This is a genomic window from Rhodococcus sp. EPR-147 (assembly GCF_001647185.1).
GTDB lineage: Bacteria > Actinomycetota > Actinomycetes > Mycobacteriales > Mycobacteriaceae > Rhodococcoides.
This window is the reverse complement of record NZ_LVCU01000571.1, coordinates 1-21,155: the sequence shown is the minus strand read 5'-3', so window position 1 is coordinate 21,155 and position 21,155 is coordinate 1. Positions and strand designations below refer to the sequence as shown.

Sequence of the window (21,155 nt, the reverse complement as noted above, 5' to 3'; positions counted from 1 at the left end):
TCTTCTCGCGGAGTTCGAGAACCTCGTTGTACGACTCCAGGGCCTCGAACTCGAGGTCCATGTCGGTGCGGGCGTCGACCGACTCTCGCAACGGCCGAACGATGGACTTGCGCTTGATCCTGCGGGCACGCATGCGCTCGGTCATCAGCGTGCGCAGCACCCGGAAGCCGTCGGAGAAGGTGCGCAGATTGCTCTGACCGTAGATGCGAGCCAACTCGACGCTCGGCACCTCTTCGATGCGCACGGACGCCTCGGCGAAGCGGCAGTTGATGATGGTCTCGATCTCGAAACCGTCGCCCCAGAGCATCATGCCCTCGGCACCGGGCTGATCGACGACGGGGAGATCCAGCACCGGCACCAGGTCGCGCCAGAAGGCGTTGTAGCCGTAGCAGAGATCCGAGAAGCGAGTCCCGAAGAGGGTGTTGGCCACCAGGTGCAGGCCACCGTTGCCTGCGCGGCGCAGCGGGGTGATGTCGTGGCTTCCGCCACCCTCGCAGAACCGGCTGCCCTTGGCGAAGTCGGCACCGGCGATCAAGGCGTCGACGAAGCGCGGGATCTCGGCGGCATCGGCGGAACCGTCGGCGTCGAACATGACGATGATGTCGCCGGTAGCGGCCTCGAAGCCGCAGGCGAGAGCGTTGCCCTTGCCCTTGCGGGTCTGCTTGATGATGCGAATGTCACCGCGGATCTCCCGCGCCGCGTCGATGGTGCCGTCGACGGATCCACCGTCGACCAGCACGAGCTCGTAGTCGTGCGAGAGCAAGGGGAGGACGTGACGAAGGTTCGCGGCCTCGTTGAGCGTCGGGATGACGACACTGACGCGGGGATTCTGACGATTCAACATATCCATTCCACATGGGTCGAGTGCGATGGGCAGATGTCTCCGAACTCCGTGAATCGACCCCCGCCGCATCCACAGACAGTGTCATAACGCTCGTTCTCAAGCGTAAGAACCTGTTTCCTTTGACTGAAAGCAAGCTTAAAAGAAGCTACGAGTTTGTCAAGCCGCGAACAAACCAACTGGGAGATTGTTTGGAGATACACGTCATAGTTTGTGACTAGATCACTGCGATCGGTACTGGTAGACGATCGTGTTGGTGTCCTGATACCGCACCGACCACGCCGAGTTGGTGGCGAGCCACTGCCGGAAACGAGCGACCGCATCGTCGGCGACGAACCCGTAGTACTGCATCGCCTCGAGCGACTGACGGGTCAGGACCATGTAGGTGGGTGTGTCGCTGACCGACGCGTTGTAGTCGATCTGGCCGAGCTTCTCCGGCGTCGGGAAGCCTTCCATGTACTCGGGGCCCAGCGCGTAGAGCGGGACGTCCCAGTACTCGTTGGCCTCCGTCAGGCGCCCGTAGTCCGACGTCGACCGGGCCGGGTAGCCCGAGGAGTACAGCATCGTGACCGCGGTGCCGGACGGTGACTGTGCGGCGACCGCGCGGGCGTCGTCGATCTGGTCGCGGTGTTCGAGCACGATCGGCCACAGGCCGAAGTAGCTCTGCAAGCCCAGCACGGCACTGCCGAGAGCCCCGGCCGTCGCGACCGCAACCGATGTCCGGGCGGTGAGCCTGCGGGCCCGGGACGGGCGATCCTGGGAGGGCTTGCGATCGAACAGGGCCAGGAACAGCGGCGTGATCAACAGCACGCAGCCGGGGATCGCGTACAGGTACACCCGGAAGATCGCTTCGCCGCCGTAGCTCTGCCCGGCGAGCAGCATGATCGATCCGAACGCCATCACCATCGGTGCCCAGAACGTCTTCTTGGTACGCCAGGCGTAGATCGCCGAGACGAACGCCAGCACGAACACCCCGCCGGACAGTGCGCGGCAGACCAGGGACGTGATCTGTTTGCCGAGCACGCCCTCCGCCTCGACGTTGCTCGCGGCGTTCTGTACGGGGTCGAACCCCTGGAAGAGTCCGTACGGTGCCACGATCGGCAGTCGCGGATACAGGTATCCGAGCAGGATGATCCCGAGAGGAATCATCAACCACCACGGCTTGGCTCGCCGCGTCACCAGCAGCACGCCGGTGACGGCCATCAGCCAGTACGGCGTCAGCTGGTGCGTGGGGACCAGCGCCGCGAACGGAACGATCGACAGGAACGCCGCGGACCGGGTGAGCGAGGAGGACATCAGCAGCGCCAGGAAGCCCACGGCGAGCAGAACGGCCCACGCCTGCGGTGAGTAGTAGTCCTGGCCCACCCAGTTGATGACCTCGGCGAGCATCGCCGCCGTGATCGCGGCGCGTCTGTCGAACTTCATGACCCGCGCGAGTCCGTAGACGGCCGCCGCGAGCACCACGTGGATCATCGGCGCGAACACGTGCGCCAGAGCCAGCGTGTCGTATCCGGTGACGTGCTGGAACCAGGCCGAGACGAGGAAGAAGCTGGGCCACTCGCTGTAGATGTCGACGCCGCTCGGAGCCAGTCGGTTCAGATCGAGCACGAACTCGGTGACGGCGACGTGCTTGTACGTCCAGTCGTAGATCGGAGCGGAGGTGACGAGGGTGACGGTGAATCGCTGCACCACGATGGCCAGGCCGATGGCGACCAGCATGGTGCGCAGCTGATGACGCCGCAACGCGATCAGGAACGCCGCCATGATCAGCACCATGCACAGCACCAAACCAGGGCCGGTTCCGGCGGTCAGCAGCCCGAACTGCGAGTACGTTGCGCGCTCGAGACCGGGCAACAACGGCAGCCACAGAAAGAACGCCAACGCCAGAATCAGGCCGGCAACATTGCGTCGCAACGTCTCTCGGTCGGTCAGAGCGAATTTCACGGAAGCGAGGGCGGACGTTCGCGACGACGGCGAGACGACCTCACGTGCCTGCGCCACCCAGACCGGCAGGTCGGGACGGCCGTGCTTGCGGTACCAGAGCACCGACGAGCCGATCAGGGCCAGACACAGCCACAACGTCCACATCCGGGGCGACCAGCGGTAGCCCCACATCGCCGCCGACACCATCAGTGTCACCCCCGAGATACTCAGAATCGGCAGGGCGGCAGGAACCGCGGTGCGTGGGATGCGCACCCACGACAGGATCGCGGCACCGGGTCCGAAGAACAGCAGGACCGTCAGAAGCACGACGCGAACCAGCGTCGGCAGCGCGATCATCGAGGCCAGGCCGGACAGGGCAGCGAGGACGCTGATGTCGGAGTAGCGCAATCGGCTACCCGCGCGCCGCCGTGTGCCTGCAGCGGAGTCGGTGGTGCCGACGGGCCAATCCGTCCAATCGGACGGAACGAACAGCTTGTGCCGCAGATCTGAGATGGACCGGTATCCGGAATCAGTCGAGGACAGGTTCACGGCTCACCCCCGCCAGCGGAGTGCGCTCGCGACCTTCGCGCCTGCTGCGCCGGATGGCCGCGGGGCCCTTGGCGATGGAGAGCAGTTCCATCCGGCCGATACCGTCGGGCAGGTCGGCAGCGAGATCGTCGGGAGGGGAGGCGACCTTGCTCATCTTGGCCGACAACCGAATTGCGCTGCCGAGTCGGCGGGCGGCAACCTTCGCCGCGAGGCTCGCGGATCTGCGGTCGGTGGCGACCGTGTACAGCCACGCGCCGAGCCCGAGCCCGTACCCGCGCGCCTGGACCGCCAACGCCTCGGGATCGGCGCGGTGACGGTGCCACACGATGGCCGCAGGCTCGTACACCAGCTTGTCGCCGGCCATCAGCACCCGGAAGAACATGTCGAGATCCTCACCGCCGTTGGTCGGGGATCCCACTCCCAATGCCTCGTCGAATCCTCCCAGATCGAACATCCGTCCGCGGTCGACCGCGAAATTGGCTCCGGTTCCGTACATCCCGACCTGGAACGGAAACAGCGGCACGTCGGCCGGTGGATTCTTCAGGTCGTAGACCCGGGGCGTCACCGAACTTGCCCATCCGACGCGGCGATCGAAGTACGCCTGCGCCTGAGTGCGGATCTCCCCACTCGGCACGATGCCGGACACGCACGTGACCCGCTCGGCCCGCCCGAAGCCGCGGGCGATGCTGCGCAACCACCTCGCGTCGACGGCGACGTCGTCGTCGGTGAAGGCGACGATGTCGTGCCGCGCTGCTCGTAACCCCGTGTTCCTGGCTCTCGACAGACCCGCCGTCGGCTCGGACACGACGCGAACACGGGAGTCGTCCAACCCGCGAACGTACTGCTGCGTGGCGTCGGTCGGAGACGCATTGTCGACGACAACCACCTCGAAATCCGGGTAGTCCAGAGCGGACACCGACGCGAGCGCGCCCTGCAGATGATCGACTCGGTCACGAGTGCAGATCACCACGGTGATCGGCGGCAACGCTCGATCGGTCTCGGGAACGGCATCGGGCATCGGAACCTGGGCGAGCGACATCGCCGCCCTCCGTGCATCGTCTGCCGCGACCGCGCCGTCGGCGACATCGAGTTCGACGAAGCCGAGCGGGTCGGGTCCGCGTCGGATCAGCAACCGGGCACGGTGGTAACCGTCGGAACCGTCGAGTACGAGAGAGTCCGGAAGATCCTGCTCCAGGTCGATGTCACCGATCCACACGGCACCGTCCCATTCGGGAGACTGCAGTCTGGGGAGCGCGGGAGGTAACACGGGGAGGGTCCTTTCGGGTGACACGTACGGGCAGGTGGAGCGGGGTGTCAGTCGGCGCGATACCGCACCCAGTCGACCGCCATGGTCGCCGGGAACGGCGTGGAGTTGTCGGTGGGGCCGGGCCAGTCACCGGCGACGGCGACGTTGAACAGCAGGAAGAACGGCTTGTCGAAGACCCAGTAGTCGTTGCCGCCGGTGAGGTCTGCCGGAGTGATCGTGGCCAAGGTGGTGCCGTCGATGCCGGTGGTCACGCGGCCGGGAGAGCGCTCTACCCAGTAGGTATGGAAGTCCTCGGACAGTGGCTCGGGCGGAATCCCGCCTGCGTCCACCTTCTGGCTGGTCAACGAATCGGGTTGGGGCGCATGGATTCCGGTGTGGTATTGATCGGCCTGGTTCAACGTCTCCATGATGTCGATCTCGCCGGACAGCGGCCAGCCGACCGAGTCCAGGTCGGTACCGAGCATCCAGAAAGCCGGATGCAGTCCGGCTCCGGCCGGCATCTTGATCCTGGCCTCGATGCGGCCGTAGGTGAACTCGAACTTGTCCTTGGTGGTCACTCGGGCCGAGGTGTACCCGTCACCGTTGCGCATCGCGTTGATGACCATGTGGCCGTCACCGTCGAGAGACGAGTTCTCGGTCGAATCGGTGTAGTCCTGCTTCTCGTTGTTGCCCCAACCGGTCTGTCCGACATCGTGACTCCAACGGTCGTCCGACATTGCATCGCCCGCCGTGCCCGAGAAGTCGTCGTAGACGGTGAATCCGGGCTTGGCGGCTTCGGTATTGGACGCCGACGTCGTGGAGGTGGCGTCGACGGTGCCCTGCGCAGTGGAGTCGGGGCCGGCTCCGTCCGAGCGCTGCGTCATCCCGTACACGGTTCCGGCGACGACCAGACCCAGCACGACGAGGAACGCCAGAACGGAAGGCCAGCGTCGACGTGGAGGCTCGACGATGAGCCCGGTTCCTGGCAGCCGCGAAACCTCGACGGTCCCCGTTCCGGACTCGTGGCTCGATGCGGCATGACGACTCACGCGGTCTCGTCGACGTTCTTCGGAACTCGCGTCGCGTTGAACTGCGAGACCGACAGCACGACTATGCCCACGAGAAGCGCATAGGTGGCGATGCGTTCCATGCTTCCGATACCGAGACCGAACTCGTGACCGCTCATGTAGGCGAAGTAACCGGCCAGACCGACGGCACCGAGCGCGGTCACGACGATGCGAATACCGCGCGGCAGACTCCGGTGCCCGCCTGCGACGACGAGGCCGAAGTTTCCGAAGATGAAGAACGCGGTGGCTCCGAACGAGTGAATGGGGTAGTTCACGCCCTGGTTGACCACGCCGGCGGTCATGGCACCCGCGCCGGCCACGAGGAAGAACGACGCGGCCCTGCCGTCGATCCGGCGAACGATGTACCAGGATGCGCCCACCGCGGCGATTGCCACACCGAACAGCACCATCGAGGCGTTCAGCAGCACGTAGAGCTGGCTGCACGGCCAGTTGCCGGTAGGCCCGCAGAAGGGAACTCCGAGCTCGCTGATGTAGTTGTTCCGGTAGCTGTAGAGACCCCGCCACGTGGCCGAGACGATGTACTCGACGAGAACGAACTGCACCACCGACAAGCCCGCCCACCGAGCGACGTGGGCAACGAAGACCGATCGCTTCGTTGCAGGCGCAACGGTGCTCGACGTCGGACTGTTCGCTTCGGGTTCGGTGGGGCGCTTCGCTTCGATGGTCATGCGGTCTTCTCCTGAGGGGCCAGCAATGCGAGGGGGTTCGCTGCTACGAGATCGAGTGCGGCTTGCACTGTGTGGCGATCGAAAACATTGTCGTGGAACGACGCCGAGACGAACACGACCGAACCGATGGTCTCCATCGTGATCATCACCGACTCCGGTAGTCCCGGATCGGCGATCACGAAGAAGGCGCGGTCGGCGGGCTCGGCAACCCAGGAGACCTGCTCCAACTGCCTGACCCTACCGAGATCGGAGTACATGAGCTGAACTCTGGGGCGAACCGGAACTTTGTCCCCGAACACCCCGGAGACGGCCTTGTGTTCACGCTTGTACCTGATAGTGCTGATCGTCGCGGATGCGATGGGACGGCCCTTGGCGATGGCACCGGACAGTGCCCCGTGCACCTCCCCGGCCGAGGTGGGATCGATGTCGGAGAAACGGATCCCGGCCGCGAAGTTGCCGAGCACCACCGTCGACGGCGGAAGATAGCGGCGGCAGTCGAACAGAAACGCCGCGGAACGATCGAGCGACAACGACGTGCGCGCGAACGCCGCAGCCACGGCGGCACACATCACCGCGCTGACACTCGCACCGGGTAGGTGGGATTCCCGCCACCGCCGGACCGCATCGGTGGTACCCGACCGCGTCACAGCGGTGGCCACCGTCGCGGACGGTGCCCACGGCCGAAATGCCGTCGGCGACGCGGTGTCCGGCGCAGGCGCGGTGGCTGCGTATTCCGGGTTCGGGCCGGGACGAACGCGGTCGTGGATCGTGTCCAAGACTTTCCTGGGATTTCGAACGATCCAGCGCAACAGTGCTTTTCGGAGAGGATGACCGTCGACGGGCCTACTCGCCCACGCCGGGAGCGGGGCGTCGGGACGTGCGTCGGCCAAGTAGGCGAACAGGTCGACCGGCAACAGAGCGTCGCCGATACCGTGATTGAGATCGAGGAACAGGTAGCGACCGGCCAGACGGATCCGCAGAGTGATCTCGGGAACGGACGCGTGCGAGAACTCGGTGAGCTCCTTGGCCAACTGCTCGTGATCGACGGCGGGTCCCTCGACGATGTGCTCGACCACCCGCTCCGGCTCGTAGACCCAGCCGACCGAAGACTGGTCGGCGCGCAGGCCCAGCCGCGTCGCAGGACCGATCGAGGCCAGTGCGAGTACCCGGCTCCGCACTCGTGCGAGATCACCGAAGTCCGCGGGTCCCAGCACGGTCACGATGCGCGAATCGGACCGAAGCATGTCCAGTGAGCTGGCGCGATAGGTCTGAGTCATGGTGCCGTCCTGTGTTGAGCGTGGACAGGGATGCGACGCGGTGACGGTTCGTCGAGCTGCGGCCGGCCGTCCTGTGGCTCGCGGCGAGGCGGTTCGGCGTGGCGTGGCTCGCCGTGGCGGGGCTCGCGATGACGCGATCGAGGTGGACGGGCATCGCTGTCGTCGATCGGCCCGCGAGGTCCGGGGGAGCCCGACGGGCCCTGGTCGTCACCGGACTCGCCGTTGCTGCCTGCGGACAGCTCACGAATCCATCGGACGAGCGGCACGATCAGAACGAGTGCGCCGAACGCCTCCGCGGCGAGGTACGCCCAGCCGACGGCCGCGATGCCCATCGACGACGACAGTGCCACCGAACCGCCGATGATGATCGAGGTGGCCACCACCTGCACGATCACGGCCAGTCGCATGCGCCGACGGACCCGAGCCAAACCGTCGTACAGGGAACCGACGACGGAGAGCGGGATGGTCAGCGCGGCCAACTGCACGATGATGGTGCCCTGATCGCGATAACCCTGGCCGATCAGGCCGAGTCCGAACGGTGCAACGAACGCCAGGAAGATCGACCCACCCACCGCGACGATGCAGACGAGGGTCATGAATCGCTTCGTCAGGCGGTGGAATTGCGCGGGGTGGGCAGCGACCTCGGCGACGTACGGTCCGATCAACACGCTGATCAGAATGTACAGAGCACTGACGATCGACCAGGTGAGCGAGAAGTAGGCGTTCTGCTCGGCACCGAGGGTGGCGACGACGATCATCGGCACGAGCAGCGGAGCGAGCGAGCCGAGCGCGGTGATGCCGTACGCCGAACCGAAGTACGCCCACATCTCACGCCGGGGCGGCAGATCCGGCTTGCCTGCGTACCGCTGTTCGGTGCGGACGTTCTTCAGGATCGCGCGCAGGACGAAGATCGACGCCACGATCGCGGGGACGGCCCAGGCGGAGATGATCGAGGTACTGCGCTCGGTCGAGAAGAGCGCCAACAACAACACGAACTTGAAGACGGCGTGAAAGACGTTCTTGGCGGCCGCCCATCGGGCGACGCCCAGGCCGGAGGAGGTCTGATCCTGCAGCGCGAACACCGCGAGCACTGCGACGAAGAACGGGAACGAGACGATTTCGGCGGTATTGGTGAACATCTCGTCCACCGGCGCGACCAGCAGGAAGCCGCCGCCGAGCACGAACGCGAACGCGGTGACGGTGAGGTAGCCGCGCACGATGAACGACTTGGCCAACCGGCCCGAGATCGGCAGGAATCGCTCGTACATCGAACCGAGGCTCAGATTGGACAACGTGGAGAGCATCACCGCGGAGGTGATGACCGCCGACGCGCTGCCCACCTCGGCCACGGGATAGAGCCGACCGGCCGCAGCCCAGAACAGCAGGCCGAGTGCGCCGGTGATGGCCGTCGACAGCATCAGGGCCATCGAGTTGAGCGCGAGGTTGCGATCGGACGCCTTCGAACCCGGTCCCGTCTCGGGTGCCGGATGCTCGACGGGGTCGGCGATCGGAGACACATCGACCGAGTGAACGGGATTGTGCCGAGGCACGGTCGGCACCGGCATCGTCGGGCTGTTCATCAGGCCCAGGTCGAACCGCGCCGGTTCGACCGGGTACCACCGAAGTTGTTCGAGCTGCTCGTGTTTGGGTGGCGCAATCCTGGGAGCGCGGTGCTTCACAACCGAACCTTCCCCACCGGCACGGGAGGCGACGGAGCAGTGATCTCGAGGTCGAACGCAGCAGCAGTGGCCGCGAGAAGTTCGGCTCGGACGTTCTCGCGCAGGTCGCGACCGTAGAGCGAGTGATCACCGGACTCGAACGAGGTGACGGTGGGCACGGACGATCGGCGCTGGAGCCGGCGCATTCCCTCCGGGCCCCGATTGGCCTCGAACCAGGCGGTGTCGTTGGGGGAGAGCAGAACTCGTGTCTGCACCCGGCGGTCGCTGAGAATGCGCAACGAGATCTCGGGAACCTGGATCAATCCGCGCCGGCCGAGCCAGATCCACAGGGCGTACGGGATTCGCGGCTGCAGTGCATTCTTGGTCCGTACACCCCAGTGGTGCAGACGGTCGAGTGCGCGAGCCTTCAGTCCCGTCTCCTCGATGTGCATCGAGGAACGCTTGACGAATTCGAGTCGACGAGTGGTCCAGTCCAGGGTGTTGAGCAGTACTGCGGCACGAACCCCCAGTTCCCGGGCGGCGAAGCTGGAATACCAGGAGCCCGAGCACATTCCGGCCACCAGGACGTTGTCCGGGGTCGACCCAGACTGCCGGACGGCGGTGAGTGCATCCTCGTTGCCCTCGTCGCTGTAGAGCCGGGTCAACTCCGTATCGGCCACGGTTCCGCTTTCGCCGGTGCCGCGACGATCGAAACGCACCGTGGCCACTCCGAAGCGAGGCAGTAGCCGCGCCAGTTCCACCCACATACGGACCGGACCGACACGGTGCTCGTTGGCGGTGGGATACAACACCACGGTCGGTCCTCCGGGCAGGCACAGATCCGAGGACGACCGAATCGCGAAAAGCTGCTGTGCGCCCAGGTATTCGATGCTCTCCTGAATTCCGTCGACCACTGATCGCGATCGACGCTCCACCGCGACGTCGGCCGCGGGCGTCGCGGGGAACTTCGAAGCCGTCCACGTCGCGAGGTAGGAGATGTCGGACGTCGGGATGACGACCTCGAAATCACTCGGCTCGAGAAAGTCGTCGTGCGCGGTCAGTGTGTGTTCCTGAGCCGAGAGAGTCTCGACGACCCTGCGTACCGGCTTGGTATCGGCTCGCTCGGCGCGCGTGGCCACCAGCACCGGCGCGTCCGTTCTCGTCTTCGCGGCATCGAGCACGGAGAAATCGGCAGCCGAATCGGGATGCAGCACAGCGCCGATGATCGACACCCTGGGATCTGCGTCGGAGTCGGTGGTCACGCTCACCGAATACAGCGCGCGCTGCTCGTGCAGATACGACCGTCCTCTGACCACCGGATCCCACAGCGTCATCGCGGTGAGCGGGCCACACTCGGCGGCGACCGAACACGCCAACAAGGCACCGACGCGCAGACCCACGAGACCGACGTCGTTCACCCCGCAACCACGAACGTAGGCGACGGCTTCGACGATGCTGCGCTGCCAGTGCGCCACCGCGTCGGGCTGATCCTGATCGCCCCACGAATCCCCGGTGCCGCGATAGTCGAACCGCAGCACCAGAAGTCCCTGCGCACACAGCTTCTGCGCGAGCAGGGTCATGCCGCGATACGAATCGACCTGTTCCTTGCCCAGTGGTGGGCACAGCACCACACCGCCGCGCGCCCGACCGCCGGACGGCACGTGGACGGTGCCGAACAGCGGTGAGTCGGCCGGGCCGAACCACATCGGGTACTTGCCGCCCGCCGTACGCGAAGAGCACTCGGCGGGAACTGAGCCGATGCGCCGGGGAGCGGTGCGGGAACTGTTCACAGTTTGGTCCTTCGTGTACGTACACGGGTGAAGCGGTATCGATCAGTTGCGCAGTGCGGCAGGCCAGGCCGATCGATCGAGTCCATGGGTGCGGAGCATCGCCAGGGCGATGCGTTCCATGCCGAAGCCGACGCAGGCGCTGTGGGCCGGTTCGCCGTCGACGGTCTCGATGCCGAAGGTGTGCCCGAAGTGATCGCGGTGGCAGTTGCACGAGACGACCGCGGTGCCCTCGTCGAGATCTCCGTAGAGCTTGACGACCAGTTCGGTCTTGAGGTTCTCGTTGCGCTGGTTCGCCGCGAGCATGCGTCCGGCGCGACCGAAGAACGGGTCGTTGGCGATGACCGCCTCGGCTTCCAACCCCAGATCTGCCAGCACCTGGAGACCGCGCGGTACCCAGCGTTCGCGGTGTGCGATCGCGTCTTCGGGGGTGCCGACTCGAACGAACTCGTGCATCCGAAATGCCTGCATCCGAGCCGGATCCACCGCGGGCTCGTGCCGGAAGCAGTAGCCGTAGATGTCCATCAGCGTGCCCTCGTCGGGCAGCGTGCCGGTGAGCATCGAGTACGACGGATGGCAGGCAGCCGAGACCAGCATGGTGCCCGCCGAATGCAGGAAGTGATCCCAGTCCTTGCCGTCGGATCGTTCCGCCAACAACGCAGCGTGTTCCTTGTTGTCGCCCTCGAACGTGTTGATGGCGCCGGTGAGGTTGGGGAACGACGCGATGTAGTCGGTGCGCTCGAAGGCTTCCCGAGGGAAGACCGGTGCGAACCGGAATCGAGTGGCCTGACGGCCGTGTTCGGCGACGCCTGCCTCGGTGACGCGGGCATCGACGAACTCGATGATGTCCTCGAATTCGCCACTGCGCCCGTACAATCCGGGGATCGAGCTGGGGACCAGCAAGCCGGCGTCGACGAGCTCGGCGCGGAAAGCGGCTCGGGCCGAGTCGAGTTCGCTGATGTCTGTTTCCGGTGCGGAGTGTGTGGTGGTCATCATTTGCCCTTGTAGACGAGGGAGAGCTGGGCGTTGTGCCCCAGGATGCGTTCGTTGCTGACCATGATCGCGGACCCGTGCGCGTCCCGAAGATGACGGCCGATGCTCATCTCGCCGTCCTGTCGGTACCCGGAGATGCCGCAGATCTGCAGTGCCTTGCCGACGATGTCGATGACGAGCGTCGACGCGGTGACCTTGACGTTGTTGATCTTGAGTGCGAAACCGATGGCTCCGAGCTCGGCGGGGCTCTCGGAGACGGCCTCGAACTTGGCTGCGGCACCGAACACCGTGTCCACCAACTGCTCGTGCACCACCATCAGCTCCGCGAGACGCAGCGCGCTCGGCGGCGGCGTTCCCGGAGTCTTGCGTGCGGCCTTCTGCACCGACTTACGCGCCTTGGTGACCGCCGCGTCGGCGATGCCGAGCCACGCAGATCCCCACAGCACGTGCGCTACCGGAAGCATGGTCTGAGCGGAGATGTCGCCGTAGTTGTCGCCCAGGATGTTCGACGTCGTCGTGCGCGCGTCCAGCATGAAGCCGGGGCTGCAGGTGCCGCGAAAGCCGAGGGTGTCCCAGGTGCCGGTCTTGACGAGCGTCACGTCGGGCTTCTCGCACACCACGAGCACCTGATCGCTCGGCGGGCTGTCGACGCTGCGCCGCGCCGTCGCCAACACGATCTGCGCGTACTCGCCGTAGGAGATGACCGGTGCGTTCTTGCTGAGCGTGATCTGCTCACCGTCGTACTCCACCGCACAACTGCTCGAGCGGACGTCGCCGCCGATGTTGACCTCGGTGGTGGCCGACGCCACCAGTATGCGATCGGTCACGATGCGACGCTGCAGGTCTGCCATGGCGTCGGACTTGCCGTGGCGGACGATGCTGAGCACCTGTGACTGGTGCATCACGAAGATCATCGCGGTCGATGCGCACTCGGCACCGAGGGCGCGCGAGATCCGGGCTATGTCGGTCAGTGTTGCCCCGCCTCCGCCGAACTCCCGCGGAATTCCGACCCCGAGCAGGCCGGCGTCGCGCAGCGCATCCACCGATTCGGTGGGAAAACGGGCATCGCGATCGACCTCGTCGGCGTAGGTCCGCAGTACGGCCAGCACGTCGGTGATCGACTGGTCGATCGAGCTCTCGTAGACGGTGGTCATGGCCTCAGTCCGTCAGCTGGGCGATGGCCGCGGCGATCGCGTTGATGCTGCCGAACGTCGACTTCTGCAGCATGGTGTCGGGGAATTCGACGTCGAACTCGTCCTCGAGCGCGATCATCACGTTGACGCTGGCGTGCGAGGTGAGGCCGCTGTCGTAGAGATCGGCAGCTTCGTCGATGCCCTCAACGGGGACCGGCAGCTTTCCGAATTTCTCCAGAACGGTTCGCACTCGAACCACGTCGTGAGCATTGAGCGTCTGCATCGAAACCTCCACCGATCGCGTTAACCACGAGACCGGACGGCCTCGTCGTCGACTCAGGGTCGGCTGGCAGTGTGCCTTTTCGACCCAAAGTCTCCCCAGACCCTCTTAAACAATATCGCAGATTGTTTAGTAGCGTTACCGGGATGCCCGCATCGGGTATCCGAGCCGCCGTACACTTCGAGAGGAGCGGGGGCTCGTACGGACGCCGGATCGGGCGTCGAAACACAATCTGTGAAGGACTGTCTGGCCTATGGGTGGAGTCTGCGGGGTGTCAGTGGGTACCGGTGCCGTGCGCATCGCGTACATCGCCGACGGCCGCCGCGTCGAGGACTCCATCGACGCAGAGGGTGCGCACGACCTGCTGCCCGGCAAGCTCGTCGACCTCGGGCCGTTCGAGGACATCGTGCTCGCCGGATGGGACACCGCAGCCGTGACGGCGCTGCTGGAGACCCTCGGCGACGGCACCGTGCCGAACGCTCGCATGGTCGAGGAATCCCACGCCCTGCTCGCCTATGCCCGCACCGTTCCGGAACTGGCCGACAAGGACTACGTCCTGGTGGTGGATTTGGGCAAGAAGGGGTTTTCGGCCACCGCACTCGATGTGGCGGGCGAGTACGTCGAGTGGACCGCACGCACCGTCGACATCAGCGGTGACCGCTTCGACGAGGTGGTCCGCGGCATCGTGATGGCCAAGGGCATTCTGCCGGCTCCGGTCGGCCCCGAGGGCGATCAGGAGTACCAGGCCTTCTTCCGCGAGCTGAAGGAGTTGGTGAGCACGTCGGTGGGCGTCCGGGCACCCAACCGCGGCCCGATGTTGCTCAGCCGGAAGGAATTCGAGCGAGAGATCACACCGCTCGTCTCCGACGCCCTGGACTGGGCCTCCAAACAGGCACCCGATGCCGTACTGCTGATCGGTGGCGGTGCAGGCATCCCCGCGGTGCGCACCATCATCGAGGACAAGTGGAACGTTCCCGTCCACGTGCCCGACGACCCTGCAATGGCCATCGCCGAGGGTGCGGCACTCGACGAAAGACCCGCCGAAACCCCTTTCGACGGATCTCTCCATGCCGATGTGGGAATCATCACCGTCCCGGACGACGCGTCGGAGCTGATCGATGCGCCCGAGCTGCTCGCCGAGCCGGAGACGCTCGACTTCGACACCGTCGAGCCGGAGACGCTCGACTTCGACACCGTCGAGGAGTGGATGGTCGACGGCCTCACCGTCGACCAACTCGCGACCGAGGATCTGACGATCCCGTCGACCACCTTCGATACGGTCCCGGCCGACATAGATCTCGACGAACCTGCACTCCTGCAGCCCGAGGTGCTCGAACCCGCGGCACCCGAGCCGGGGGTCGTCGCCGAGCCGGTTCGCCGCGGCCGACGCACCTGGTCGATTCGAGACGCGTCCGTGCTCGCCGCCGTGAGTCTGCTGATCGTCGCGGTGGTGGGATTGGTGTTCACCCGGGGAAACACGCCGCCGCCCACTCCGCTGATCGACCAGCAGATTCCCACTGATTCCACGTTCGCCGCTGCGCTTTCTGCCGTCGCGGGCCCGGCCGACGGGGTCGATCCGGGACCCGCCGAGCTGCCGGTGCTCGGGCCCGTTCGATTGTCCGACGCGGACCTGTACGAGCGGGAGTTCACCTACGCCGGCGAGCTGTACCTACCGACTGTCGATCCGGAGCTGCCGGAATAGACCTCGGGTCCGGTTCGAGCAGGCCGGGTGGGGAGCGCGACAGGTTTCACTACGCCCGGCTCCGCCCACCGCCGGGGCGCGCGCCCCGCCGATTCGGCCGAAGCGGTAACCTGGCGCTCTGGACGAGGTGGATCGCGTCCGAAGACAACTGCCGATCGAATGAGGCCGACAACCGTGACTGTGCTGCTTGGGGTGTCCATGGGGACCCGAGCCGTGCGCACGGCGCAGCCCCGAGCCGAGCAGTTCGGGTCACCCGTCGGAGACCCATCCGGCCTGGTCACCGACATCGACCGGCCCCTGTTCTTCCGCAACGAACTCATCGACAGTGTCGGCGGAGACCTTCCGCATCTGGCCGCCGAATCGATCGGTGCCGCAGCGGAGAGCGAGCCCGAACTCGCCACCGGCGTCGCCTACCGCGACCCCCGCCAGGCCGACGCGTTGCATGCTGCCCTCAGCGGTGCGCGCCTGCACAACTATCACCTGGTCCCCGAGGTGGAGGCTGTCGTCGAGTATCTGGCGGCAACGGGCGAGGCCCGCAACTGCAATTCCGTCGCACTTTTCGACCTCGGAAGTTCAGGACTGACCGTCAGCGTCGTGGACCTGGTGCAGCGCACCGTCATCGCCTCGCAGCGATCCGGTGCGTACAGCGGAGATCTGCTCGACGCCTACGTGCGCAACAATCAGCTCCAACGCCTCGGCAAGCAGCCGACCGACCCCGACATGGCGTTGTTCGAGAAGCGCTGCCGCATTGCCAAGGAGCGCTTGTCCACTCAGGACGCGGTATGTCTGCCCGACGCCAGCGGCATGATCCTGCTCTCCCGAGAGAACTTCGAGCTGCTCATCACCGACCTGCTCGACGAGGCCATCGAGTTCGCGCGCGACGTGATGATCGGTGCCAACGTTCCGATCGACGCCGTCGTACTGATCGGCGGTGGCGCTCGCATGCCGATCGTGCAGAAACGCGTCGGACCGCTGCTCGAACTCCCGTCGATCGTGCCGACCGAACCCGAGACCGTCGCGGCGCGTGGAGCGGCACTGGCTGCTCGTCCGCATTCACGCACGCGAACCGGAACGCGTCGGGCACCGAATCGGCAGGCGACGTCCGCTGCGCCGATGACCGCCGAACCCGCGTCGCGGGTCCGCTCGGAACCGGCTTCCGTGCCGGTGCCGCCGCTACCCGCGCCGGTCCGTCCGGTTCCGGCGAATACCGAGTCCCAGCACGCCGCGCCCGGTGTGCCTGTCCCGGCTCCCTCGCCGGCGCGTCCTGTTCCGGCCCGTCCCTGGATAGCGGCGGCAGCGGTCGGCGCGCAGTCGCAGGACACGGTGTCGGAGGTGCCGGTGCCCGAAGTGCCGGTGTCCGAAGTCCCGACGTCAGAAGGCCCGGCCGATCCCACCGGTACCTCGGGAGAATTCGCTTCCTCGAGGTTCACCGACTCCGCCGAATCAAGTGCAGTCGATTCGGTTCCGGAGACCTCACCGGTGGTGGAAGATGTTCTCGACGACCACGTGCAGGGGGCGCGGGTCGACGGGGAGGTCGTTGCGTTGAGCGCGAACACGGGGGATTCGTCTGCCGAGAACTCTGCTGCCAAGCCCGAGGCCGCAGACGACGGCAAGCCGGTTCCGTTCCAGCTGAAGAACGTCTACTGGCTCGACGCCGATTACGACGACGACGACGGCGAGGACGACCGCACTCGGGCTCGGCGGAAGCTCCGCACCGGAGGTGTTCTCGCGCTCGGTCTCGCTTTGGTGGTGGGCGGTTCCGCGTTCATGATCACCCAGCAGAACACACCGCAGGTGGTCGACACCTCGGTCAGTCGGAACCAGACCGAAGCTCCCGCTGTCACCACCACGGTGCCGCCCACGTCGGTGACACCAGCGCCGGTGTTGCCGCCGCCCGCACCTGCACCGGAAACCACGGTCGAACCGACCACCGTGCCACTGGAGACCGAGGTCTACCAGGAGCCGTGGACTCCGGAGCCGACGACGACCACGGCCGAGCCTGCGCCGCCGCCACCCGTCGAGAGCGTTCCTCCGACGACGCAGCAGCCACCGCCGCTGATTCCAGGATTCCCGGATTTCACGCTGCCCGGTTTCCCGCCGATTGCCCCGCCCGCTCCCTGACCCGATTCACTTCTCTCCGTGAGTGTTTCGCGGCCTGATGTGCTCGAAGATCAGGATGGTCTCGGTAGCGGCCACAGCAGGGTCGGCGCTGAGATTCTCGACGACGAAGTCGCGAAGAGTGGCGGTGTCGACGGTTGCCACATGCACCAGGAAGTCGTCCGCACCGGCAATGAAGTAGATGTTCAGCGTCTCCTTCCGTGAGGCGATCTTCGAACCGAATTCGCTGATGCGTCGTCGAGCATCTGCTTGCAGCCGAACCGAGATCATGGCCTGAATGCCCTGGCCGAGTGCCTCGGGGTCTATCTCGGCGTGGAAGCCGCGGATGACGCCGCGTTCGACCAGAGCACGAACCCGCGCCAGTGCGGTCGACGGTGCGATCCCGGCCGCGGCAGCGAGCGCGTTGTTGGGTGTACGGGCGTCGCGGCGGAGCTCGTCGAGCAGGATGTGGTCGATTCGGTCCAGTGGCACCGACCGAACATCGTTCGACCGAGACCCCGCTTCACCCGTCTCGAACGAACTATTGCTCACCATTCTGGGATTGTACAGAATTATATTCACTTCCGTTGCAGGTATTTCGTAGATAATTCATAGTTGGCCTACACGGATGGAGCCCCGGCTTCACATCACCCGCCACCGAGGAGGCCGCCATGAAGATCGGAATTCCACGCGAGATCAAGAACCACGAATACCGGGTGGCCATCACCCCGGCAGGCGTGCACGAACTGGTCTCGCGAGGACACGAAGTGATCATCGAAACCGAGGCAGGAGCCGGTTCGTCGTTCACCGATACCGACTACAAGGCCGCCGGGGCGCAGATTCTCACCGATGTCGCCGAGGTCTGGGAGACTGCGGACCTGCTCTTGAAGGTCAAAGAACCCATCGCCGAGGAGTATTCACGCCTGAGGAAGGGGCAGGTGCTGTTCACCTACCTGCACCTCGCGGCGTCCAAGCCGTGCACCGATGCGCTGCTCGAGTCGGGTACCACCGCCATCGCCTACGAAACAGTCACTGCTGCAGACGGTTCCCTGCCGTTGCTCGCCCCGATGAGTGAGGTTGCCGGACGCCTCGCGCCGCAGGCCGGTGCCTACCACCTGATGTCCAGTGAAGGCGGGCGCGGAGTTCTGATGGGCGGAGTTCCCGGAGTCCGCCCCGCCAACGTCGTGGTGATCGGAGCCGGCGTGTCCGGAAGGAACGCCACCGCAATCGCTTTCGGCATGCACGCCGACGTCACCGTGCTCGATCTCGATGTGAAGGCGCTGCGCGCCATCGACGATCAGTACCGCGGTGCGGTGAAAACTCTGGTATCCAACGCTTACGAGCTCGAACAGGCCGTTCTCGCAGCGGATCTCGTGATCGGCGCAGTGCTGGTGCCGGGAGCAAAAGCACCGAAGCTCGTGTCCAACAGTCTGGTTCAGCGCATGAAGCCGGGCTCGGTTCTGGTCGACATCGCCATCGATCAGGGCGGCTGCTTCGAGGATTCGCACGCCACCACCCACGCCGATCCCACGTACAAGGTGCACGAGTCGGTGTTCTACTGCGTCGCCAACATGCCCGGTGCCGTACCGCGCACCTCCACCTACGCGCTCACCAACGCCACCCTGCCGTACATCGTCGCACTCGCCGACAAGGGTTGGGAAGCTGCCTGCGAGGCGGACCCGGGTCTCAAAGCCGGCCTGAGCACGCACAACGGTGCACTGTTGTCGGAGACCGTCGCCGCTGCGTTCGCCTGAGCGGCTGCGCCGCACGTGCACGAAAACTCGTAGCCCACTACGAGCTTCCACTCACGTGCGGCGGAGCAGCTCACGCGCTGTGACGACCGGAGCGCCTGCTCTTGCGGGTGGGTGCCGTCGCCCGGCGCTGCGCTCGGTTGGAGGGCCCGCCCACGTTGATGGGGCGGGCCAACAGCACGGCGATCGCCGTGGTCAGCGGAACCGACAGGGCAAGCGCCACACCGCCGACTGCGGAGCGGACGATCTCGATGGCCACCGAATCGCCTGTGAGCACGTCCTGGATGGACCGGTCGGCGACGCTGAAGAGCAGCAGCAACGGCAGTGCGCCACCGGCGTAGGCGAGCACGAGGGTGTAGACGGTGCTGGCGATGTGATCGCGACCCACCCGCATCGTGGCGGTGAAGATCTCGCGCCGCGACGCCGTCTCGTCGACCGAGGCGAGCTCGAAGGCCGCTGACGCCTGCGTGATGGTCACGTCGTTGAGCACACCGAGCGAGCCGATGATGAAGCCGGCCAACAGTAGACCGGTGACGCTGACGTTGCCGATGTACGTCTGTACGGCGGTGTTCTGTTCCTCGGACAATCCGGTCAGGTGGGTCATGCGGATGGCGACGTACGACAGCACCGCCGCCACTGCCATCGAGGTGAGGGTGCCCAGCAGCGCCGAGCTGGTCCGAAGGTTCACACCGTGCGCCAGATAGAGCACGGCATAGAGAATCACCGCACCGGCGACGAGGGCCACCGGAATGGCGGGTGCACCGTCGAGCAGGGCGGGCAGCATGAACACGACCAGCACGGCGAACGCGATGAGCAGGCCGACCAGTGCACGGAATCCCCGCCAGCGGGCGACGATGCAGATGACCACCGCGAACACGCCGACGATCAGCGCCAACGGTAGCCCGCGGGAATAGTCGTTGAAGGAGTAGCGGACTCCACCGGCAGGGTCGGTCTGTACAACCAACCGGATGTCCTCGCCGGCACTCAGGGTCGGTTGCCCGGGCCCCGGAGCGATCTCGAGTACCGTGCGCTTGCCCGCGTCCTCGCCCGTGGTGATGTCGACGATGCTGCGCTGACATTCGTAGGAGTCGTTGACCGCGGGGGTCGGGTCACCGGTGAACGGTCTTCCGGCGTCGGGACTTCCGCAGGGCCCGATGCTCTGCGACGTGATGGTGCCCGCCTCGGTGGACACTGCGCCACCGCCGGAGGTCTGGAACGGCAACGGGATGTCGACGCTCTGCTGGCTCGGCCACAGAGCGATCGCACCACCGATCACGGCGATGGCAATGGCGACCAACAGTCCGACGACGACCTTGGCCGCCACCGGTCCCAACGGAACCGGAGTATCGCTGTGGCCGTGCCCGTGCCCGTGGCCCGCGTAGGAGTCGAGGCTCGGCTTGGTGCCGTCGGGAGGATTGCCGTGTGGTTCCACCATGCAAGGCTAGTACGGGGCCAGGTTGGTGACAGATGCGAGGAGCTCGGTGGCGGGGAGCAGGGGGGGCGTCCCCCGCCACCACCTGACCGACCCGGGGGGGGGAGGGGACGACCAGGGCTCGCGGGCACCGAAGTGCCGTCCGCCAATGTACAGATCATTCGTCGCCGAGGCGGGATCACACCGATGTTTTGTGCATCACTTTCAACTACTTTCGAGTAACTTCCGGTGTCACTGCTTGTACGACGCGAGGAAGTTACCGAACCTCTCGATCGCCACCGCCAGGTCTCGCGCCCACGGCAGAGTCACGATGCGGATGTGATCGTGGCCGGGCCAGTTGAATCCGGTGCCTTGAACCACGAGGATTTTCTCCTGCAGCAACAGGTCCTGGACCAGCTTTTCGTCGTCGTAGATTTCGTGTACTTCGGGGTCGAGTCGCGGAAACGCGTACAGCGCACCCCGCGGTTTGACGCACGAGACGCCGTGAATCGCGTTGAGTTTCTCCCATGCGACGTCGCGCTGCTCGAGCAGACGGCCGCCGGGCAGGATCAGATCCTCGATGCTCTGGTATCCGCCGAGAGCGACCTGAATGGCATGTTGCGCAGGCACATTGGGGCACAGTCGCGTCGACGCGAGAAGGTCGATACCTTCGATGAATCCTGCGGCGTGCTTCTTCGGTCCGGTGATCGCGAGCCAGCCGGCGCGGTAACCGGCCACTCGATACGCCTTG

At 65.8% G+C, this 21,155-nt stretch carries 17 protein-coding genes; 3 read left to right on the top strand and 14 right to left on the bottom strand.

From position 1 onward, the window contains the following. The 11 genes from A2J02_RS25635 to A2J02_RS25585 all read right to left on the bottom strand — a co-directional run. Nucleotides 1-850, bottom strand: an 850-nt coding sequence (locus tag A2J02_RS25635) for a glycosyltransferase family 2 protein (protein ID WP_068055459.1), incomplete at its 3' end; no start/stop codon positions are given. Nucleotides 851-1,063: 213 nt separating this feature from the next. Further along, on the bottom strand, nucleotides 1,064-3,313 hold the full coding sequence (locus tag A2J02_RS25630) for a hypothetical protein (protein WP_082899555.1): 2,250 nt from the start codon (nucleotides 3,311-3,313) through the stop codon (nucleotides 1,064-1,066). Then, a complete protein-coding gene (locus A2J02_RS25625; protein WP_231893799.1) occupies nucleotides 3,294-4,580 on the bottom strand; it encodes a glycosyltransferase family 2 protein in 1,287 nt (428 codons plus the stop codon). The genes A2J02_RS25630 and A2J02_RS25625 overlap by 20 nt, the downstream gene beginning before the upstream one ends. Nucleotides 4,581-4,627: 47 nt before the next feature. Then, nucleotides 4,628-5,608, bottom strand: a complete 981-nt coding sequence (locus A2J02_RS25620; protein ID WP_231893800.1) for a glycoside hydrolase family 16 protein — start codon at nucleotides 5,606-5,608, stop codon at nucleotides 4,628-4,630. Continuing rightward, complete coding sequence (locus A2J02_RS25615; protein ID WP_082898759.1) at nucleotides 5,605-6,315, bottom strand: DUF998 domain-containing protein; 711 nt, start codon at nucleotides 6,313-6,315, stop codon at nucleotides 5,605-5,607. Before A2J02_RS25615 ends, A2J02_RS25620 begins: the two co-directional genes overlap by 4 nt. Continuing rightward, complete coding sequence (locus tag A2J02_RS25610) at nucleotides 6,312-7,592, bottom strand: hypothetical protein (RefSeq protein ID WP_068055444.1); 1,281 nt, start codon at nucleotides 7,590-7,592, stop codon at nucleotides 6,312-6,314. The genes A2J02_RS25615 and A2J02_RS25610 overlap by 4 nt, the downstream gene beginning before the upstream one ends. Next, the gene (locus A2J02_RS25605; protein ID WP_197478142.1) at nucleotides 7,589-9,271 is read right to left on the bottom strand and encodes a lipopolysaccharide biosynthesis protein; all 1,683 of its coding nucleotides are present in this window, start codon (nucleotides 9,269-9,271) and stop codon (nucleotides 7,589-7,591) included. Before A2J02_RS25605 ends, A2J02_RS25610 begins: the two co-directional genes overlap by 4 nt. After that, nucleotides 9,268-11,040, bottom strand: a complete 1,773-nt coding sequence (locus A2J02_RS25600) for an alpha/beta fold hydrolase (protein WP_231893801.1) — start codon at nucleotides 11,038-11,040, stop codon at nucleotides 9,268-9,270. The genes A2J02_RS25605 and A2J02_RS25600 overlap by 4 nt, the downstream gene beginning before the upstream one ends. Nucleotides 11,041-11,082: 42 nt before the next feature. Continuing rightward, nucleotides 11,083-12,030, bottom strand: a complete 948-nt coding sequence (locus A2J02_RS25595) for an amino acid--[acyl-carrier-protein] ligase (RefSeq protein WP_068055441.1) — start codon at nucleotides 12,028-12,030, stop codon at nucleotides 11,083-11,085. After that, nucleotides 12,030-13,184, bottom strand: a complete 1,155-nt coding sequence (locus A2J02_RS25590; RefSeq protein ID WP_068055438.1) for an acyl-CoA dehydrogenase family protein — start codon at nucleotides 13,182-13,184, stop codon at nucleotides 12,030-12,032. The genes A2J02_RS25595 and A2J02_RS25590 overlap by 1 nt, the downstream gene beginning before the upstream one ends. A gap of 4 nt (nucleotides 13,185-13,188) precedes the next feature. Next, entirely contained in the window at nucleotides 13,189-13,446 is a 258-nt protein-coding gene (locus A2J02_RS25585) for an acyl carrier protein (RefSeq protein WP_032396368.1), read from the bottom strand. A gap of 268 nt (nucleotides 13,447-13,714) precedes the next feature. Between A2J02_RS25585 and A2J02_RS25580 the strand changes: the two genes are divergently transcribed. After that, nucleotides 13,715-15,145 carry a hypothetical protein gene (locus tag A2J02_RS25580; protein WP_143545880.1) on the top strand — a complete coding sequence of 477 codons (1,431 nt, stop codon included), beginning with the start codon at nucleotides 13,715-13,717 and terminating at the stop codon, nucleotides 15,143-15,145. Nucleotides 15,146-15,319: 174 nt separating this feature from the next. Next, entirely contained in the window at nucleotides 15,320-17,266 is a 1,947-nt protein-coding gene (locus A2J02_RS25575; RefSeq protein WP_068055433.1) for an Hsp70 family protein, read from the top strand. Between the two features lie 6 nt (nucleotides 17,267-17,272). On the opposite strand, the gene A2J02_RS25570 is transcribed toward A2J02_RS25575, so the two are convergent. After that, nucleotides 17,273-17,797 carry an Lrp/AsnC family transcriptional regulator gene (locus A2J02_RS25570; RefSeq protein WP_068055430.1) on the bottom strand — a complete coding sequence of 175 codons (525 nt, stop codon included), beginning with the start codon at nucleotides 17,795-17,797 and terminating at the stop codon, nucleotides 17,273-17,275. A 116-nt stretch (nucleotides 17,798-17,913) separates the two neighbouring features. Here A2J02_RS25570 and ald point away from each other — a divergent pair, with 116 nt between their 5' ends. Next, a complete protein-coding gene (gene ald / locus A2J02_RS25565; RefSeq protein WP_068055427.1) occupies nucleotides 17,914-18,996 on the top strand; it encodes an alanine dehydrogenase in 1,083 nt (360 codons plus the stop codon). A 70-nt stretch (nucleotides 18,997-19,066) separates the two neighbouring features. On the opposite strand, the gene A2J02_RS25560 is transcribed toward ald, so the two are convergent. After that, nucleotides 19,067-20,428, bottom strand: a complete 1,362-nt coding sequence (locus tag A2J02_RS25560) for a YibE/F family protein (protein ID WP_068055425.1) — start codon at nucleotides 20,426-20,428, stop codon at nucleotides 19,067-19,069. A gap of 228 nt (nucleotides 20,429-20,656) precedes the next feature. Then, the coding region (locus A2J02_RS25555) for an aminotransferase class I/II-fold pyridoxal phosphate-dependent enzyme (protein WP_156516392.1) at nucleotides 20,657-21,155 on the bottom strand (499 nt) is incomplete at its 5' end.

Excerpts from the sequence above, each read along its gene's own strand:
- A2J02_RS25615 (WP_082898759.1), bottom strand. The coding sequence starts at position 6,315 with ATGACCATCGAAGCGAAGCGCCCCACCGAACCCGAAGCGAACAGTCCG.
- A2J02_RS25610 (WP_068055444.1), bottom strand. The coding sequence starts at position 7,592 with ATGACTCAGACCTATCGCGCCAGCTCACTGGACATGCTTCGGTCCGAT.
- A2J02_RS25595 (WP_068055441.1), bottom strand. The coding sequence starts at position 12,030 with ATGACCACCACACACTCCGCACCGGAAACAGACATCAGCGAACTCGAC.
- A2J02_RS25590 (WP_068055438.1), bottom strand. The coding sequence starts at position 13,184 with ATGACCACCGTCTACGAGAGCTCGATCGACCAGTCGATCACCGACGTG.
- A2J02_RS25585 (WP_032396368.1), bottom strand. The coding sequence starts at position 13,446 with ATGCAGACGCTCAATGCTCACGACGTGGTTCGAGTGCGAACCGTTCTG.
- A2J02_RS25570 (WP_068055430.1), bottom strand. The coding sequence starts at position 17,797 with ATGGTGAGCAATAGTTCGTTCGAGACGGGTGAAGCGGGGTCTCGGTCG.
- ald (WP_068055427.1), top strand. The coding sequence starts at position 17,914 with ATGAAGATCGGAATTCCACGCGAGATCAAGAACCACGAATACCGGGTG.
- A2J02_RS25560 (WP_068055425.1), bottom strand. The coding sequence starts at position 20,428 with ATGGTGGAACCACACGGCAATCCTCCCGACGGCACCAAGCCGAGCCTC.